11 protein-coding genes and 1 tRNA gene are annotated in these 14,605 nt (G+C 67.8%); 4 read left to right on the forward strand and 8 right to left on the reverse strand.

From position 1 onward, the window contains the following. Positions 1-4: 4 nt before the first annotated feature. Positions 5-619, reverse strand: a complete 615-nt coding sequence (thrH, locus tag MLG_RS08320) for a bifunctional phosphoserine phosphatase/homoserine phosphotransferase ThrH (protein ID WP_011629369.1) — start codon at positions 617-619, stop codon at positions 5-7. A 761-nt stretch (positions 620-1,380) separates the two neighbouring features. Between thrH and MLG_RS08325 the strand changes: the two genes are divergently transcribed. Then, positions 1,381-2,052 carry a Bax inhibitor-1/YccA family protein gene (locus MLG_RS08325; protein ID WP_011629370.1) on the forward strand — a complete coding sequence of 224 codons (672 nt, stop codon included), beginning with the start codon at positions 1,381-1,383 and terminating at the stop codon, positions 2,050-2,052. Between the two features lie 136 nt (positions 2,053-2,188). Here the strand turns inward: MLG_RS08325 and MLG_RS08330 are convergent, their stop codons facing one another. The 6 genes from MLG_RS08330 to MLG_RS08355 all read right to left on the reverse strand — a co-directional run bounded on the left by MLG_RS08330 (position 2,189) and on the right by MLG_RS08355 (position 7,304). Beyond that, complete coding sequence (locus MLG_RS08330) at positions 2,189-3,766, reverse strand: SPOR domain-containing protein (RefSeq protein ID WP_011629371.1); 1,578 nt, start codon at positions 3,764-3,766, stop codon at positions 2,189-2,191. Positions 3,767-3,900: 134 nt separating this feature from the next. Beyond that, positions 3,901-3,976: transfer RNA gene (locus MLG_RS08335), tRNA-Glu, on the reverse strand. A gap of 54 nt (positions 3,977-4,030) precedes the next feature. Then, positions 4,031-4,906, reverse strand: a complete 876-nt coding sequence (locus tag MLG_RS14850; RefSeq protein WP_011629372.1) for an AraC family transcriptional regulator — start codon at positions 4,904-4,906, stop codon at positions 4,031-4,033. A 76-nt stretch (positions 4,907-4,982) separates the two neighbouring features. Beyond that, on the reverse strand, positions 4,983-6,212 hold the full coding sequence (locus MLG_RS08345) for a MerC family mercury resistance protein (protein ID WP_011629373.1): 1,230 nt from the start codon (positions 6,210-6,212) through the stop codon (positions 4,983-4,985). Between the two features lie 17 nt (positions 6,213-6,229). Then, on the reverse strand, positions 6,230-6,919 hold the full coding sequence (locus MLG_RS08350) for an RNA polymerase sigma factor (RefSeq protein ID WP_011629374.1): 690 nt from the start codon (positions 6,917-6,919) through the stop codon (positions 6,230-6,232). 151 nt (positions 6,920-7,070) lie between these two features. Next, the gene (locus MLG_RS08355) at positions 7,071-7,304 is read right to left on the reverse strand and encodes an anti-sigma factor family protein (RefSeq protein ID WP_011629375.1); all 234 of its coding nucleotides are present in this window, start codon (positions 7,302-7,304) and stop codon (positions 7,071-7,073) included. Between the two features lie 217 nt (positions 7,305-7,521). On the opposite strand from MLG_RS08355, the gene MLG_RS08360 reads away from it, so the two are divergent. The 3 genes from MLG_RS08360 (at position 7,522) to MLG_RS08370 (ending at position 13,168) form a co-directional block, all read left to right on the forward strand. Then, a complete protein-coding gene (locus MLG_RS08360; RefSeq protein ID WP_011629376.1) occupies positions 7,522-8,307 on the forward strand; it encodes a methyltransferase domain-containing protein in 786 nt (261 codons plus the stop codon). Between the two features lie 135 nt (positions 8,308-8,442). After that, positions 8,443-9,180 (forward strand): glutamine amidotransferase, encoded by a 738-nt coding sequence (locus tag MLG_RS08365; RefSeq protein ID WP_011629377.1) that lies wholly within the window; start codon positions 8,443-8,445, stop codon positions 9,178-9,180. Positions 9,181-9,301: 121 nt separating this feature from the next. Then, positions 9,302-13,168 carry a DUF3683 domain-containing protein gene (locus tag MLG_RS08370; protein WP_011629378.1) on the forward strand — a complete coding sequence of 1,289 codons (3,867 nt, stop codon included), beginning with the start codon at positions 9,302-9,304 and terminating at the stop codon, positions 13,166-13,168. On the opposite strand, the gene MLG_RS08375 is transcribed toward MLG_RS08370, so the two are convergent. Beyond that, positions 13,122-14,522, reverse strand: a complete 1,401-nt coding sequence (locus MLG_RS08375) for an MATE family efflux transporter (RefSeq protein WP_011629379.1) — start codon at positions 14,520-14,522, stop codon at positions 13,122-13,124. The two genes, MLG_RS08370 and MLG_RS08375, sit on opposite strands and share 47 nt — an antisense overlap. Positions 14,523-14,605 lie beyond the last annotated feature (83 nt).

The following is a 14,605-nucleotide window of genomic DNA, read 5'->3' on the forward strand; positions in this document are numbered from 1 at the left end:
ATCGTTACCCATCCATCCTGGCGAAGGCCTCGTCCACCCGGGCACGCAGACTGTCGTAGTCGTTCACCAGGGGGAATTGCGGGAATTCATCCACCACGTTCCGGGGCGCGCGAAACAGGATGCCTGCATCCGCAGCCCCCAGCATGGTGGTGTCGTTGTAGGAATCGCCGGCCGCCACGGTGCGGAAATTCAAGCCCCGGAATGCCTCCACCGCCTTGCGCTTGTGATCGCGCAGGCGCAGGTGATAGGCGCTGATGCGCCCGTCCGGCTCCACGCCCAGCTTATGGCAGAAGAGCGTCGGCCAGGCCAGCTGACGCATCAGCGGCCGTGCGAACTCATAGAAGGTATCGGAGAGGATGACCACCTGGTACTGCTCCCGCAGGCCGTCCAGAAAGGCCTTGGCCCCTTCCAGAGGCGCCATACGGTCGATGACCTGCTCGATGTCGGGCAGCCCCAGCTCGTGCTTGGCCAGCACGGAGAGCCGCATCCGCATGAGCTCGTCGTAGTCCGGCACGTCGCGGGTGGTGGCGCGCAACTCGTCGATGCCGGTGAGCTCCGCGAAATCGATCCAGATTTCCGGGACCAGCACCCCTTCGAGATCCAGGCAGACAATGTTCAAGACGTCATCCTCTCTGATTGTTGCAACGCGGAAACGGCGCGACGCCGGAAGCGGCGCCCAAGTTATTCATTTTGGCCCCCCGACGCAAGCACTGGGAGCCGCCGCGACCGTTGCTGCAGCACAGCATCGAGAGCCCCCCGCCCCGCTGCGCGGGCGCGAATCAGCGAGGAACGGCGGGGCTGCCATGGCGAGGGCCGCGGGTTTTCGGTCGTCATCGCGAGGGGGGCGCCCCACCCGTCATCGCGAGGGCCGAAGGCCCGCGGCGATCCAGGGCGGTAGACTGCCACGTCGGCTTCGCCTCCTCGCAGTGACGGTGGGGGCGACCTTCCGCTTCCGGCACAGTCAAGTTCTTCAAGAGGGCCGAAGGCTTTCCCCTCGTCATCGCGAGGGCCGAAGGCCCGTGGCGATCCAGGGCGGTAGACTGCCACGTCGGCTTCGCCTCCTCGCAGTGACGGTGGGGGGTGGGTCCTCGTTCGCAGTGACGGTGGGGGTGGGTCCTCGTTCGCAGTGACGGTGGGGGTGGTCCTCGTTCGCAGTGACGGTGGGGGTGGGTCCTCGTTCGCAGTGAGGGTAGGGGGCGCCCGCAGCGTCTGGCCAAGTTCATCAAGAGAGATGATCGGACGCAGGAACGGTTGTTATGCCATTGGCGCGCAAGGTGGTTTAGACTGTATGCCGGACTGGGTCAGGCTCCAGCGGCCTTGGCCCGAACACCGAAGTGCAACCGCGATCGCGGAATGAGGCAATGAGGAGGACGTAAACCCATGACAGACCGCTACCAGGCCCCAGCCCCGGCGCGGCCGGCCGAGTCGGTACTGGCCACCAACAAGGTCATCCGCAACACCTACATGCTGCTGTCCATGACGCTGCTCTTCAGCGCGGCCATGGCCGGCGTCTCCATGGTGCTTCAGGTACCGCACCCCGGGGTGATCATCACCCTGGTGGGCTATTTCGGCCTGCTGTTCCTGGTCAGCTATCTGCGTAACAGCATCTGGGCACTGCCTGCTGTATTCGCCCTCACCGGCTTCATGGGCTTTACCCTGGGGCCGATTGTCAGCGCCTACCTGGCCCTGCCCAACGGGGGGCAGATCGTCATGCAGGCCTTTGGCGGCACCGCCGCCATCTTCCTGTCGCTGTCGGCCTACGCCCTGACCTCGCGCAAGGACTTCAGCTTCATGGGCGGGTTCCTGTTCGCCGGCATCATCGTGGCCTTTCTGGCCGGGCTGGCGGCGATCTTTTTCCAGATGCCCATGCTCTCGCTGGCGGTCAGCGTGATGTTCGTGCTGCTGATGTCCGGTCTCATCCTGTGGGAGACCAGCAACATCATCCACGGCGGCGAGACCAACTACGTCATGGCCACCGTCACCCTGTTTGTGGCCATCTTCAACCTGTTCATCAGCCTCCTGAACATCCTCGGCGTGATGAACAGCGACTGAGCCCGGAGGCCGCCTCGGCGGCAGCGAGCGCTGCTAAGGGCCCCGCCTCCGGCGGGGCCCTTTCGTTTCCGCAAGGTATCGGCCGCCACCCCGGCAGCGGTTAGCAAGGCACCGGTACAGGGCCAGCGGGTCCGGCTCAGGGCATGACGTCGGCGACCGACCCCATAGTGCGCACCCACGGCCCGGAGGCACGCACTGCCTCCGGCAGGGCGTCTATGGCATCGCGCGCGGCCTCGCGGTCGGCGTGGCTGCCCACGAGGACCAGATACCAGTCATTGCCCTGGCGTCGGGTCAACACTAGGTGGGCATCCTCCTCAAGCCCGTGGCGGCTCAGGTAGGGCAGTAGGGTCTCGGCACCTCCGGCGGCCAGGACCTGGATGGTGTAGTGATCAGCGGGCTGACCGCGCGCCCAGTCCTCACCGCGCGCCAGCCAGGCCTCCACCCCATCCGCGTCAGCCGCCGGTTCCTCGGTCCTTTCGTCGGCGGCCTCCGGCTCCGGTTCGGGGACCGGGGCACTCGGTTCGGGCTCCGGTGCCGCGATCTCCGGCTCCGGTTGCGGTTCTGCCTGTAGTTGCGGCTCGGGATCTGGCACCGGGGTTTCCTCCGGCTGGCGGTCGCTCTCCGTCGGCGCTTCCCCCTGCTCCGGCGCCAACGGGTCGTCGCGGGTCATGCCCAGCGGCAGGTGGTCCGTTGCTCCCTCGTCCGGACGCACGGTCTCCGGGTCGGCCTGGCTCAGCTGCGGCAGATCGAGCGTCAGCTCATCGTCGACGATTTCCGCATCTTCCCCGCCACCGCCCGTGAACAGGTTAATGGCCAGCAGCCCGCCGATCACGACCACCACGCCACCCGCCAGCAGGTGCCGCGCCCGACCCTGAGGCGCCCGCACCCGGAACCCCGACAGATCGGGCCAGGCCAGCGCGAACCCCCGCCCTCCCCGGGTCGCCTTGTCCTGGAGCAGGTCCCGCGCCGCCAGATTGACGAAGCCGGGCCGCCCCCCCGAACGCTCGAAGATCCGCTCCACATCCTTGCGGCTGAGCAGGTCGGGCTCGCCGCCGGCCAACTGAAACCGATGCCGCAGGTAGCGTTCCGTCTGATCCAAGTCGTAGGGGTAGAGGGTGATGTTATAAACCCGCGCCGGATCCAGCCGGGTACCGGCCAGGTAGCCCTCCTCGCTGCCCTCCACGCCCGGGTCCAGCGCCGCCACCAGCCCGAACCCCTCGCCCGCCTCGGCCATTTCAGTCCAGAAATCGAGCAGTTGGCCCGCGGTGTCGTCCGCCAGATCGTGGGCGTCGTCGATCAGCAGCACCGGGCGCATGCCGCGCCGGTTCATTGCCTGGATCAGGTTCACCAATTGGGTATGGCGGACGTGATCACCGTGGTCAGTGTCCGGATCCAGGCGCTCCAGATAGTCGAGCCAGATATCGCTGAACAGCAGGTCCGGGTCGGCGACGCAGGGTTGGAAGTCCACCCCCGGCTGAGCGGAGTCCAGCAACTTGCGCAGGAAGGTGGACTTGCCCAGGCCAGGCTCGCCCCGGACGAGCAGGACGCGCTCCCCGGTCTGCAGCAGGTTCAAGGCCACATTGACTTGGGTGCGGTAGGCGGCGTCCTCGAAGATCGCGGGTCCGTGCGGCCGGTCCCCGAAGGGTTGTTCCAGCAGACCCAGCCGATGGAGGCTGGCGGGAGGCAGGATGGCCTTAAACGCTTGGTCACTCATTCCCTGTCAGGCTCCGCGCTTGGGTTGCACTCTTCACCTGCAGTCTAACAGAGCAGGCCTTATGACACCGCAGGGTTGGTGGCCCAAAAGCGAAAAAAGCCCGGCCGCCTGAACGGCGACCGGGCTTCTCGATCTGGCGTCCCCAAGGGGATTCGAACCCCTGTCGCCGCCGTGAAAGGGCGGTGTCCTAGGCCTCTAGACGATGGGGACTGAGACCTGCCTCGCGGCAAGTGGAGCGCATTATGCGGATCGCCCCCGGGGCTGTCAAGACTCCCCGGCCCCGGGCGCCGTGGGCGGGCGCAAGGACAGTACCCGCCCACGGTACTCGGCTGGGGTGCAGGCGCCGAACTCACGGAATTCCCGGGTCATGTGGCTCTGGTCGGCGTACCCTGCCTGACGGGCGATCGCGGCCAGCGGGCGCTGATCCCCCGCCGCCAGCCGCCGATGCACGCGCGCGAAACGCAGTCGCCTCGCTGCCGCCTTTGGCGTCAGCCCGACGAACTGGCGGAACCGGGCAGCCAGATAGCGGTGGCTCCAGCCGAGCTCCCGTACGAGTTGGTCAACCCCCACCGTTCCGCCACTGCGCTGCAGGTGGTGCCAGGCCCACTGCACCTCCGTCGGCGCCCTGCCCCGCCTCGGCCGCTGCCGCAAGCGCAGGCAGAGGAAGGTCTCCAGAGCGGCCAGGCGCGCCTGCCAGTCAGGGTGACCGCGCAGGCATTCGCTCAGCGCCGGCGCATCGGGGCCCAACACATCCTCCAAGGCAATGGGGCTGCTGCCGAGGGCACCGGGCGCCACACCCAGGATCTCGGCGAGGGCCCAGGGCGTCAGGTTGATTTCGACAAAAAAACACCGCCCCCGGAGCCGGCATAGCAACGGCCCTTGCTCCGGGCCCACCAGAAAACTCTGCAACCGATCCGCGGGTTGGTCGGCGGCCCCAAGGCCTTGGAGCCGGACACAATCACCGAACCCCACGACCAGAAGCGGATGGCCCCGGCTCAGTTCCACCCACTCAACCCCCTCGCTGAGGTCCGCCTCCAATGCCAGATAGCGGCCGACATCGCCCCGCAGCCCGGCCGATGGGAAACGGCCCAGGAGCTCCCACGGCACCGGCCGGGGCGAATGCTCCGCTGCCTGAGGCACTTTCGTGACCCTCGCTACAGGTTTGTCCTCTCAGCATAGCGCAGCGCCGGGCGGTCGAAAGGGCCCAGGGCGGCCGCTACCGGGGCGCCGCCTCCAGCCCGAGCACCCGCGCCTGGTGCCTTCGTCGCAGCCATGCGTCCAACACCACGCCCCCCGCCAACAGCAGGAAGCCGGCCAGCTCCACGACCAGGCTGTACTGAATGAACAAGGCGTAGAGAATGACCGACACCCCGGTCGCCGCCAGCGCCACAACAGCCCATCGCCCATGCCGGCGCACACCGGCAGCCACCGCAGCCAAGGTCAGCAGGGCGAAGGCCGCAATGGCGACCGCCCATGCGCCTTCGTCCACCGCCAGCGAGTAGCCCAGCAGGGGCAGCAGGGCCAGCGCCGCCAGGGTCCCGTAACAGGACAGCAACGCCAGCAGCAATGCCGCCACGCCGAGAAACCCCCGCCGCCGGAGGGCAGCGAGCCAGTGGCGCGGGTCCGCGCGCCACAGCCAGCGCTGGAGCGTCGAGGGGGCGGTCGCCGCCCGGCGCATCCCCAGATCCAGCGAGTGGGCGCCGAAGCTCTCCGCGATCTCCCGCGTCTGGGCGCTGGGACTGTGAGCGAAGTAGTCGTGCCGACGCAAAACCTCGACAGCCTCGAAGCCGGCCTCACGAAACAGATGCAGGAGCTCCTCATCCACCGTGGCCCCGACCACGCACTCCACCCAGAGACGGGGGTCCTCCCCGCAATCCACTGTCACGGGCCGCCGGATCACCACGTCGGCCATTTGCAGCCGCCCCCCAGGTCTCAGGACCCGGAACATCTCGGCGACGGCACGCCGTTTGTCCGGGACTAGGTTCAAGGCCCCGTTGCTGGTGACCACGTCAACACTGCCGTCGCTCAACGGCAACCGCTCGGCGGAGCCCTGAACCACGGCCACGTTGTCGCACCCCCCCGCCTGCGCGGCGTGATACAGGGTGGCGGTCATCGCCGGCGTCAGGTCCAGGGCGATCACCCGGCCGGCCGAACCCACCAACCCGGCGGCGATCAGGCTGTCATTCCCGGCCCCCGCCCCGATGTCCAGGACGGTGTCACCCGGCCGCACCGCCTCCGCGCGAAAGGGATACCCCACGCCGGCGAAGGCACGCAGGGTCGCCTCCGGCAACCCCTGCAGCCGGGCCGGCGGGTAGCCCAACGCCTCTGCGATCTGGCGGCCCACCGGGAAGTGAAAACCACTGGTCGGTGCCCGCGCCACCTGGCTGTACATGTCGCACACGGCGGCACGGATCTGTTCCCGTGAATACCCCAGCAGCGCGACCATCCCCACCTCCTCTCGTCTCAGTCACCGGCGCCCGGCTCGCGGCCATTCACCAGGCCCGCGTCGAGGGCATGCTGCCACAAGGCCTTTTGCAGGCGTGCGCGGCCCCGGCTCAGGCGCGACTGCACCGTGCCCACGGGGATATCGAGCAGTTCGGCCACCTCCCGGTAGCGATAGCCCTGGACCTCAACCAGGATCACCACCAACCGGTAGTCTTCCGGCAACCCGTCCAGGGCCCGGGCCAGGTCCTCGCGCATCAGCGCACTCAAAAACTGATCCCCCTGATGGCCCCACCAGAGCAGGAACGGCTGGTGCAGCCGCTGAAACAGGGAGAAGCTGTCATCGGCGGCGCTTTCGCCGTCCACCTCGGCGTCGACGCTGAGCTCCGTCCGATCGCGCCGGCGACGTTGTCGACAGCGGCTGACGAAGACATTGCCCAGGACGTGGAACAGCCAGCCCGCCAGGCACTCAGGGTCGCGCAGCTGATCCAGTCGGGCCCAGGCCCTGGCCACCGTCTCGGCCACCACCTCCTCGGCCTCGTCAGGGTCGCGGGTGAGTCGGAGCGCAGCGCCGTACAGCCGATCCATCAGGCGGCCGATCTCCCGCTCGAAAAGGGCCCGGCGGCGCGTGGAGACCACTGCCGCGCGCCCGCCAGGGGCGGAGGCCTCAGGACCGCTGCACCGGGTATCGTGCACCCTCTCCGAACACATGGCTCCTCCGGCTGCCACCGGGCATGCGACGACACCGAACGGGGCCGACCCATCGGCAACCGGGTCGACTGGAATCCACCTGCACAAAGCATGACGGAGGGGCTTGGGGGTGTATTGAAAAAAACTGACCTGCCGGGTAAGAAAGGGCCCGTCAGTATTCGTTCAGCAGATCGTCGATGCGGGCGCGCAGGCGGGCCGGCGCGGGTACGCGGGCCGCCTCCTGGAGCTTTTCGCGCAGCTTGCGCTCGAACTCCGCCCGGCTGTAGCACTCACGGCATCGGCTCAGGTGACGGTCGATGGCGGCACGGCTCTGCTCACCGAGCTCCCCATCCAGGTAGGCCAGAAGTTGCTCGATCACTTGCTCGCAGGAGAGTTCCTGTTCCATCGTCTCTGCACCCCGTACCGCCGGGCCGAGGCGCCGGCGAAACCCGATCGCGCGGCGCGGCCTGCTGCAAGCATGAACCAGATTCCCGGACCACGCCAGGTAACTTGGCCTGCAAAGGGACCGTGACTACCGGCCCGGAACAAAATCGCCGCGGTGGACGTCCTTGCGGTCAGCACATCAGACCGAGAGCGGGGACACCCCGCGGGAGGATGGCATCATGAGCACGGTAGACGAGCGTACCGGCGTGGACCGTCAGGCCCTGGAGGCCAAGGTCAAGGAGATGTACAGCCGGGTGGCCAACGAGCCCGACACCGATTTCCACTTCGAGATGGGGCGCGGCCTGGCCGAGCGGCTGGGCTATCGGCCCGACGATCTGGACCGCATCCCGAGGGAGGCGGTGGACTCCTTCGCCGGGGTCGGTTACCACCTGGACCTGGCCGGGATCGAGGCGGGCCAGGTCGTGGTGGACCTGGGCAGCGGCTCGGGAATGGACACCTTCATCGCAGCGCTGAAGGCCCTGCCCGGTGGCCACGTCATCGGCGTGGACATGACCGAGGCCCAGCGGACCAAGGCCAGCCACCTGGCGGCGACGGCCAGGATCGACAATGTGGAGTTCCGGGAGGGCTATATCGAGACCCCACCCGTCCGGGACGGCAGCGCAGACGTGGTGATCAGCAATGGCGTCATCAACCTGTCTGCGGAAAAGGAGCGGGTCTTCGCGGAGGCGGCCCGCCTGCTTCGCCCCGGGGGCCGGCTGGCGCTGTCCGATATTGTCACCGAGGCCCAACTGCCCGGCAGCGTGAAGTGCGACGCCACCTTGTGGGCGGCCTGCATCGGCGGCGCCATGCAACAGGATGATTACCTGGCCGCCATCACCCGGGCCGCCCTGGAGGTGGCGGAGGTGCGGGCGAACCCGCAGTACCACTTCCTGACCGAGGCGGCCCAGGGGGCCAGCCGCCGCTTTGGCGTCAAAAGCGTGTCGGTCTTGGCCATCAAACGGTAACCCATTTGCCGGCAACGGCGGTGTGCGGCTTCCCCGGGCCGTGCACCGTCCGCTACCCACCTCTGCCGCAGCCACCGGGCACTTGCTAAAGTGATAGGCATTGTGGACAGATCCACGCCTGGCCTGGGGGCCGATATGCGTCGACCCAAACTCACGGTGCTCAAGACCGGCTCCACCCTGCCCGGCCTGCTCAATCGCCGCGGCGACTTCGAGGACTGGATCCGCCAGCCCCTGCTCCGGACCGGGGCCGAGGTGCGGGTGGTGGACGCGCAGGCCGGTGAGCCCCTGCCACCGCCCGGCCGCCAGGACGGGGTGGTGGTCACCGGCTCGCCCAGCATGGTGTCGCGCCGCGAGCCCTGGAGCGAGGAGGCCGCGGACTGGCTGGGCAGTCTGGCGGTGCGGGGCACGCCCATCCCCATTCTCGGGATCTGCTTCGGGCACCAGCTTCTGGCACATGCCCTGGGCGGCGAGGTGGGCCGCAACCCGGCCGGCCGGGAGATCGGCACGGTGGACGTGGAGTGCCTTGCGGCCGCCGGCGAAGACCCCTTGTTTGGCACCCTGCCCAACCCCTTCGCCGCCCACGTCACCCACGAGGAGAGCGTACTGACGCTGCCGGCGGAGGCGGTGCACCTGGCCCGCAGTGCCGGTGACCGCCACCAGGCGTTTCGCTGGGGGGAGTGCGCCTGGGGCGTGCAGTTCCACCCGGAGTTCAACCGCGCGGTGATGTGCGACTACCTGGCCGGACGTCGGCAGCTCCTGCGGGCCGAGGGGCTGGACCCGCTGGCGCTGTTCCGGAGTGCCCGGGAGACCCCGCAAAGCCACGGGCTGCTGGCGCGATTCACGCAGCTCTGTGCCCAGGTGGAGCTGGACTGAAAGCGGACCAGCGGTGCACCGGTGCGACCCACCTATTCCCGACCCCGTCGGTATGCTATTAGCCGGCAAGGCCTGTTATCATTAGCGGCCCTTTTTCGCAGTGATCACGGACCACCACTCCATGACCAGCATCACCCGAATTCGCGAGATCCCTTACAACTACACCTCGTATTCCGACCGTGAGATCGTTATCCGTTTCCTGGGCGAGGAGGCCTGGGAGCGACTGAACCGCCTGCGCGGGGAGCGCCGTACCGGCATCTCCGCGCGCATGCTGTTCGAGGTGCTAGGGGACCTGTGGGTGGTGTGTCGCAACCCCTATATTCAGGACGATCTGCTCAAGCACCGCAAACGCCTGGACAACCTGGTGCACGCCATGCACCACCGGTTGGACCAGATCGTCCAACGCGCTGAAGGCAATCAGGAGGCGCTGAAGCTGGCCGAGGAGGCCCGCAGCGCGGTCAAGCGGTTCGAGGACAGCTTCCCGGCCATGCGTCGACGCCGGGCCGAGGCCCTCAAGCGTTTCCGCGGCATCACCCGCCGCGACAATATCTGCTTCGACGGCCTGTCCCGGGTCTCCCATGTCACCGACGCCACCGACTGGCGCGTGGAGCTCCCCTTCGTGGTGCTCTGCCCGGACACCGAAGAGGAGATGGCGCGGCTGGTCCAGGCCTGCTTCGAGCTCGATCTCACCGTGATCCCGCGCGGTGGCGGCACCGGCTATACCGGGGGCGCCGTGCCCCTGAGCGAGCACTCGGCGGTGATCAACACCGAGAAACTGGAGGGCATCAGCGATGTCATCTGGCGGGAGCTGCCGGGACGGGACGGCGACAAGGTGCCCACCGTGCGCACGGAGGCCGGCGTGGTCACCCGACGGGTCTCAGACCTGGCCGGCAAGCACGGCCTGGTCTTCGCCGTCGATCCCACCTCGCAGGATGCCTCCACCATCGGCGGCAACATCGCTATGAACGCCGGTGGCAAGAAGGCGGTGCTCTGGGGAACCACCCTGGACAACCTGGTCTCCTGGCGCATGGTCACCCCCGACGCCACCTGGCTGGAGGTGGAACGCCTGAACCACAACCTGGGCAAAATCCACGACCAGGAGTGGGTGCAGTTCCGCGTCACCCGCTACGCCGCCGACAACAAGACCCCGCTCGGCGAGCCGGAGCTGCTCGAGTTCCCCGGCAGCCAGTTCCGCCAGGTGGGCCTCGGCAAGGACGTCACCGACAAGTTCCTGGGCGGGCTGCCCGGCGTGCAAAAGGAGGGGTGCGACGGGCTGATCACCTCGGGGGTGTTCGTGCTCCACCGGATGCCTGAGCACATCCGCACCGTCTGCCTGGAGTTCTACGGCAAGGACCTGCGCGAGGCGGTCCCGGCCATTGTCGAGATCAAGGACGACCTGGATGCGGACGATAAGGTGCTGCTCTCCGGGCTTGAGCACTTGGATGAGCGCTACGTGCGGGCAGTCAAGTACACCCCCAAGGGCACTCGCCGGGAACGGCCCAAGATGGTACTGATCGGCGATATCGTCTCCGACGATGAGCAGGCGGTGGCCGCCGCGGCCTCGCGGATGATCCGCCTGGCCAATGCTCGGAATGCGGAGGGCTACGTCGCCATCAGCCCCGAGGCCCGGCGCACCTTCTGGGCCGACCGCTCGCGCACCGCCGCCATCGCCGCCCATACCAACGCCTTCAAGATCAACGAGGACGTGGTCATCCCGCTGGACAAACTGGCGGAGTACAGCGAAGGCATTGAGCGCATCAACATCGTCCAGTCGCTGCGGAACAAACTGGCCATGACCCGGGCCACGCTGGACTACCTGGGCGGGGAGATGCCCGAACTCAAGCGCCTGCCCGATTACGAGGAGAGCGCCGAAGGCGACACCATGCTCGCCGGCAAGATCCGCCTGGCGCGGGAGCACGTGCAGGCGGTGCATGACCGCTGGAGCGGGATCCTGGCCCACCTGGACGATCCGGTCAGCGACCACCTGGGCCTGCTGGACGACGACGCCCGCGCCGATGCCCGCGGTGATGAGGCGCTGGTCCAGCTCATCCTGCGCCACAGCCTGCGGGTGTCCTGGCGCGCCGAGGTGGAGCGGCCGATCAAGGAGATCTTCCACGGCGCCAGCATGGAGCCGGTGGTGGAGCGCATTGATGCCATCCACGACCAGGTGCTCACCAGCCGCCTGTTCGTGGCCCTGCACATGCACGCCGGAGATGGCAACGTGCACACCAACATCCCGGTGAACTCCAACGATTACGAGATGATGCACGAGGCCGATCGCATCGTGGACCAGGTCATGGCCCTGGCGCGCCGGCTGGGCGGCGTTATCTCCGGCGAGCACGGCATCGGGCTGACAAAAATGCAGTACCTGGATCAGGAGCAGATCGACCGCTTCGCCGAGTACAAGCAGAAGGTGGACCCCGAACAGCGCTTCAACCGCGGCAAGCTCATGCAGGGCACCAGCCTGGAGCGCGCCTACACCCCGTCGCTGCGCCTGGTCCAGCAGGAAGCGCTGATCATGGAGCAGAGCGAGCTGGGCGAGCTCAACGACGACATCAAAGACTGCCTGCGCTGCGGCAAATGCAAGCCGGTCTGCACCACCCATGTGCCGCGGGCCAACCTGCATTACTCCCCGCGCAACAAGATCCTGGCCACCGGCCTGGTGATTGAGGCGTTCCTGTACGAGGAGCAGACCCGGCGCGGCATCTCGCTGGAGCACTTCGCCGAGGCCAACGACATCGCCGACCACTGCACCATCTGCCACCGTTGCGAGAAGCCCTGCCCGGTGAACATCGACTTCGGCGATGTCACCATCAAGATGCGCAACATCCTGAAGCAAAGGGGCCAGCGCACCTTCAAGCCCACCAGCATGGCATCCATGGCCTTTCTCAACGCCAAGGACCCGCGCACCATCGGCGCCATGCGCGAGGGCATGATCCGCTGGGGCTATGGGGCCCAGCGCCTGGCCACCTCGGTGGCGCGCCGGTTGGGCGTGAGTGGGCGCAACAAGGATACGCCCAAGGACCGACCGGCCAAGACCACCGGCAAACCGGACATCCCGGCCCAGGTGGTGCACTTCATGCGCAAACCGATGCCGGATGTGCCCCGCAAGCCCGCACGCGCCCTGCTCGGTGTGGAGGACAGCAAGTACGTCCCCATCATCCGCGACCCGCAAAAGGCGGACGAGAACGCCGACGCGGTGTTCTATTTCCCCGGTTGCGGCTCCGAGCGGCTGTTCAGCCAGATCGGGCTGGCTACCCTGGCCATGCTCTACCACGCCGGCGCCCGCACCGTGCTGCCCCCGGGCTACCTCTGCTGCGGCTACCCGCAGACCGCCGGCGGCGACATCGACAAAGGCAAGGCCATCACCACCGAGAACCGGGTGCTATTCCACCGCGTGGCCAACACGCTGAACTACATGGACATCAAGACCGTGGTGGTCTCCTGCGGCACCTGCATGGATCAACTGCTCAAGTACGAGTTCGAGAAGATCTTCCCCGGCGGCCGGCTGCTGGACATCCACGAGTACCTGATGGAGAAGGGCTACCAGATCGATGGCGTGGACGGGGTGCAGTACATGTACCACTCCCCCTGCCACGAGCCGATGAAGGCCTATGACAGTACCAAGGTGGCCAGCACCCTGATGGGCCAGAATGTCCCGCTCAACGACCGCTGCTGTGGCGAGGCCGGCACCTTCGCCATCGATCGCCCGGACATCGCCACCCAGGTCCGCTTCCGCAAGGAGGAGGAGATCGCCGGCGGCGCCCGGGAGCTGACCGGCCGGGGGGGCAAGCCGGAGAAGGGTAAGGTCAAGATGCTCACCTCCTGCCCCGCCTGCCTCCAGGGGCTGTCCCGGTATCGCGATGACACCAACGTGGACGCGGACTACATCGTCATCGAGATGGCCAGGCACCTGCTGGGTGAGGATTGGCAGCCGGACTTCATCGACCGGGCCAATAGCGGCGGGGTTGAGAAGGTCCTGTTGTGACGGGCACGCTCTCGCCCCTGCCGGTCTCCGGCGGGGGCGCCTGCAACCACGCCAGGCCCTGGCGGTAGAGGGACCAGGCCGCCAGGCCCGCCAGCAGGTTCCCCACCAGCACGCCCAGGAACAGGCCGGTCATCCCCCCCAAGCGGGCGCCGACCCACAGGGCCGGCAGGTAGCAGACGAACAGCCGCAGCAGGGCGATGACCAGGGCCCGCAGGGGCATCCCCAGGGCGTTGCACACCGACACCATTAGCATGCAGACACCGAGCGCGGCGTAGCTCCATGGCGCCAGGCGCAGGTAGTCGGTGAGCAGGCCCGCCACCTCCGGCTCCCGGCTGATCAGCTCGGGCAGGAAGAAGGACAACACCAGCCAGACCACGGCGACCCCCAACTGCCAGACCAGCACAAAGGTCACCGCGATGTGAACCAGGCGACGGATACTGTCCGGGTCACCCGCGCCGCGGAACCGCCCCACCATGGGTGGCAGGGCCATGGTCAGGGCCAGCACCGCGACGATAGAGAAAAACTCCAGCCGAGTGGCGATGGCCCAGGCCCCCACCGCGGCCGAGCCGAAGCCGGCCACCAGGGCGGTGGCCGCCATGGCCGAGACCGGCGGCAGCAGCTGGCTCGCCGTGGCCGGCCCGGTGATCCCACCCAGGTCCCGCAGCGCGCGCAGCGGCGACAGGCCGCGCGGGCGGAAGCGCAGACGGTCCTGCCGCCGCAGCGCCCAGTGGACGATACCCAGTGAGACGCCAAACGCCACCACCGTGGCCCAGGCGGCACCGGGCAGTCCCCAGCCAAAGACGAAGATGAACAAGGGATCCAGCGCCACGTTGATCAGGCTGCTGATAACCATCAGCAGGCCGGGCAGGCGGGTATCCCCATGGGCACGACAGACGCTGTATCCAAAGTAGAGTTGCGCCCCCAGCCAGGTGGCCAGCAACCACGGCCCCCAGTAGGCATCGATCAGGGGCAACAGTTCCGGCCCCGCCCCCATCAACCCCACCAGGGGATAGCGGACGCCCCACAACAGCAGCGCCAGCAGTGCCATCAGCCCTGCACCGCCCATGATCACCAGCCCGCCGAGCTGACGGGCACGCTCCTGGTGGGCGGCCCCCAAGCTGCGGGAGATGACCGCCGTGGTGGCGATACCCAGCCCCACCTGCACCCCGATGATCACCTGCTGCACGGGCAGGGTGAACCCCAGTGCGGCCAGCGGCTCCACACCCAGGTAGCTGATGAACACGCTGTCCACCAACTGGTAGCTCATCAGTGCCAGCACACCGAAGAGCATCGGCCAGGTCATGCGGAACAGCGTCCGGCCCAGGCCGGCACGCAACATCTCCTCAGTGGTCATAGGGGCACGACGGCTGCCTGCGGTGATCGGGAGCGGGACAGTCTAACAGCCGCACCGGAAAACCAGGGGGGCGGGTGGCACAA

It is taken from the genome of Alkalilimnicola ehrlichii MLHE-1 (assembly GCF_000014785.1).
Taxonomy (GTDB): domain Bacteria; phylum Pseudomonadota; class Gammaproteobacteria; order Nitrococcales; family Halorhodospiraceae; genus Alkalilimnicola; species Alkalilimnicola ehrlichii.

Bases quoted from the DNA above. Each gene is read 5' to 3' on its own strand.
- MLG_RS08325 (WP_011629370.1), top strand. From the start codon at position 1,381: ATGACAGACCGCTACCAGGCCCCAGCCCCGGCGCGGCCGGCCGAGTCG.
- MLG_RS08360 (WP_011629376.1), top strand. From the start codon at position 7,522: ATGAGCACGGTAGACGAGCGTACCGGCGTGGACCGTCAGGCCCTGGAG.
- MLG_RS08355 (WP_011629375.1), bottom strand. From the start codon at position 7,304: ATGGAACAGGAACTCTCCTGCGAGCAAGTGATCGAGCAACTTCTGGCC.
- MLG_RS08330 (WP_011629371.1), bottom strand. From the start codon at position 3,766: ATGAGTGACCAAGCGTTTAAGGCCATCCTGCCTCCCGCCAGCCTCCAT.
- MLG_RS08370 (WP_011629378.1), top strand. From the start codon at position 9,302: ATGACCAGCATCACCCGAATTCGCGAGATCCCTTACAACTACACCTCG.
- MLG_RS08350 (WP_011629374.1), bottom strand. From the start codon at position 6,919: ATGTGTTCGGAGAGGGTGCACGATACCCGGTGCAGCGGTCCTGAGGCC.
- MLG_RS08365 (WP_011629377.1), top strand. From the start codon at position 8,443: ATGCGTCGACCCAAACTCACGGTGCTCAAGACCGGCTCCACCCTGCCC.
- MLG_RS08345 (WP_011629373.1), bottom strand. From the start codon at position 6,212: ATGGTCGCGCTGCTGGGGTATTCACGGGAACAGATCCGTGCCGCCGTG.
- MLG_RS08375 (WP_011629379.1), bottom strand. From the start codon at position 14,522: ATGACCACTGAGGAGATGTTGCGTGCCGGCCTGGGCCGGACGCTGTTC.